This window comes from Catenibacterium sp. (assembly GCF_052354645.1).
In the GTDB taxonomy this organism is placed as follows: Bacteria; Bacillota_I; Bacilli_A; order Erysipelotrichales; family Coprobacillaceae; genus Catenibacterium; species Catenibacterium mitsuoka_A.
The window spans coordinates 1-2,918 of the sequence record NZ_DAWDDM010000249.1; the positions used below are offsets into that span (position 1 = coordinate 1).

A 2,918-nucleotide genomic window follows, 5' to 3' on the forward strand; every position below is an offset into this window, starting at 1 on the left:
CCTGTTCTTCTGATTCTACAGAACAAGGACCAGCAATAAGAGCCATATGGCCTCCGCCTACTTTAACACCATCTACATCCACAATAGTATCTTCAGGATGGAATGCACGGTTAGCTAATTTATAAGGCTGTTCAACTCTCATTACTTTTTCTACAGAAGGTGAAACTTCAATATCTCTAGGATCTACTTTAGTAGTATCACCAATTACACCACAGATAGTCACATCATGACCTACAACTAAATGAGTTTCTAATCCTTTTTCTTCTACCTTAGCCTGGATCTTCTTTACATCTTCTTCACTCGTTTTTGGTTTGAATACAATAATCATAATCTTTTCTCCTCTTATCTTCTACCTGTATAAATAAAAGACTCTCATCCTATAAGGACGAGAGTGTATCTTCGTGTTACCACCTTATTTTATATATCTATCACTAGATATATCTCAACGAGTACTATCATACTCTGACAATATAACGGTTGTGACCGGAAACGCCTAATTCATTCAACGCTCTACTCCAAGATGAATTCAATATCCCTCAAACATCCTTTTACACCAACCAAGGATTCTCTATGCTTCTTTGAGATATCTACTATTTCTTTTCACTGTATTTATACTTAGTAGTTCTTAATTTGTGAACTCATCATACTGAATAATCACACTCATGTCAACTGCTTTTTCTATTTTTCTTATACTTTCACATAATATTTATGTATTATCTAAATATTACACTTTAATTAGATTGATACAATAATAACTAGAACCATTCTTACAATACAGGGCAGGTATGCCTTTTGAGAGTTGATCTACTTTACCAATGACTTCTAATTGATATTTTATTGTTTCACCAGATACAGCATGAATAGTAAGTATATCCCTATTCTTTAATAACTGCACCTGTTTCAATAATGATTCTGGAATGATTATATTCTTATTCTTATAATGTGGAAGGCTTTCTTCATGACTTATAACCCACTTGATATCATTGACTTGAAGTATCGCATATATATCATGTCCATCTATATCTAAATAAGCACCTTCAGATGAAACATATGAATCGGGGATTAATTGTTTTGTTTGATTATATAGTATTTGTATATCCTTTATTTCTTTATTCTGTCGATAGAGCGAATAACCAAATAAAGCACAAGACACTAGGATGCAGATACATCCTAGTGTCATTAATAATTGACTAATCTTTTTCATACCTAAATAGAGTTCCTACTATAAGTAAAAATAATCCTGATAAAGCCATTAATGTGACCCAGTGATTGATTCTTGTAGTATCCCCTGTTTTTACATGAGAACCAGTACTAGATGTACTTGTATTAGTAATAACATATTCTGTTTTTGCATCATTACTACTTACTGATACAATACCCTTATACCCTTTTACATTCTTTTCTTTAATACTGTAGTTCATTACTTGTTCAGTTTTCCATGAATAAGCATAGTTATGAGCTGCATCTAAAGTAATTGTCTTAACAAACGTATTTCCATCATAAAGTTCTACTTCTATTGAGTTAGGATGAGTTGACCCATTGTCTTTCCACTGTTTAATAATTTTATATTCATGAGAATGAGCTTCTGAATATTTCACAAAATCAATAGATACATCATACTTAGTACCTTGTGGCAAAGAAATAAGATAGGGTAAATAAGTATATGTCTTACCATCTATTACTAAATTATCTGCCACGACCAAATAAAGACCTGTATTTAAGTTTGAATAAGTTAAAGTAGAAGAAGCTGTTGTCTTAGTCATACCTTCTTTGTTTGCAGCATATCCTTTTAAAGTCATAGCTGCATTTTTTAATTCTTCACTTGTTTCTAGCTTATTTAAATCAATAGAAGTATTTTCTGCATCTTTAAATTCATTGGTATATTCATAACTGCCATCTTTAGAAACACTTGCGACACGATATAAATGAACATTTAGTCCTGATAAACATTCATTAAGTGTAAGTGAACAATTCTTGTTCACATCAACAGCAGTTACCTGGAATAAATTGAATACAGCAACTGATAATATAACTGTAAAACATAATATAATTTTCTTTAAGCTTTTATCCATAATAATTGCTGTCATCACCTTTCTTTATGTTTCTTTGATGTGAGATACCAGATAAATGCAATAATAATTGCGAGAGCAAGCCAGAATATATCCAGAATAACTGGATCTGTTTTTACTAGATCTCTTCTAATTCTTAGATTTGTCTTATTGATACGATGACCTCTGACAAGTAGTCTATGGGTATTGACACCATAAGGTGTACAAGTCATAAGTGTACAATAGTCCTGTCCTTCTACAATCTTTAAATCATCTTTTTCTGTAGGAAGAACAGTTTTAATTTGATCGACCTCATAATATAGAGTTTGATCCAATATCTGAAGCATGAATGTATCACCTATCTTTAACTGATCAATATCAGTGAAAAGCTGTGCACTTGGTAATCCTCTATGTCCAGATATAACACAATGAGTACTTTCTCCTCCTACTGGTAAGGATGTACCTGGGATATGTCCTATCGCAATCTGTAAGATTTCAGCATCTGTTCCATGATAAATAGGAAGTGATACGTTGATTTTAGGGATTTCTACATAACCCATCATACCAGTCGAAGTAACATCTAGAGTCTCATTATATATTTTTTTCTCGTCATCATTCAAGGCATACATTGTATGTCTTAAATTTTTGTTGTATAAAATGGCATCATTCCAGAGCTTTTCATACTGTTTTTCAGTCAAGTCTTCGACCTTTTCTTCATATCCAGCAATTGCCCTGGTCTGATGTCTTTGATTCCAATAATTACTAAAGCTTGGATAAATAAGCAGGGAGAGTCCTGCAATAAAAAGTATTCCGATAAATTAAAATGGACCCTGTAAAAAGGACACGATAAAAAAAGGATATTTATTTCGT

3 protein-coding genes, 1 pseudogene and 1 other annotated feature are annotated in these 2,918 nt (G+C 32.2%); all 4 genes and pseudogenes read right to left on the bottom strand.

Annotated elements, in window-relative coordinates; all coding sequences use genetic code 11:
* Positions 1-328: pseudogene (locus ACT8VG_RS09455) on the bottom strand (3-deoxy-7-phosphoheptulonate synthase); the annotation flags it as partial.
* Between the two features lie 50 nt (positions 329-378).
* Positions 379-613, bottom strand: a binding site (T-box leader).
* A gap of 111 nt (positions 614-724) precedes the next feature.
* Entirely contained in the window at positions 725-1,204 is a 480-nt protein-coding gene (locus tag ACT8VG_RS09460; RefSeq protein ID WP_187011928.1) for a hypothetical protein, read from the bottom strand.
* Positions 1,191-2,072 (bottom strand): Cna B-type domain-containing protein, encoded by an 882-nt coding sequence (locus ACT8VG_RS09465; RefSeq protein WP_444195719.1) that lies wholly within the window; start codon positions 2,070-2,072, stop codon positions 1,191-1,193. Before ACT8VG_RS09465 ends, ACT8VG_RS09460 begins: the two co-directional genes overlap by 14 nt.
* Before the next feature lie 14 nt (positions 2,073-2,086).
* Positions 2,087-2,863, bottom strand: a complete 777-nt coding sequence (locus ACT8VG_RS09470; protein ID WP_444195720.1) for a class C sortase — start codon at positions 2,861-2,863, stop codon at positions 2,087-2,089.
* Positions 2,864-2,918 lie beyond the last annotated feature (55 nt).

What these genes read in the sequence shown, in the direction of transcription:
- ACT8VG_RS09460 (WP_187011928.1), bottom strand. Translation starts at nt 1,204, where the DNA reads ATGAAAAAGATTAGTCAATTATTAATGACACTAGGATGTATCTGCATC.
- ACT8VG_RS09465 (WP_444195719.1), bottom strand. Translation starts at nt 2,072, where the DNA reads ATGGATAAAAGCTTAAAGAAAATTATATTATGTTTTACAGTTATATTA.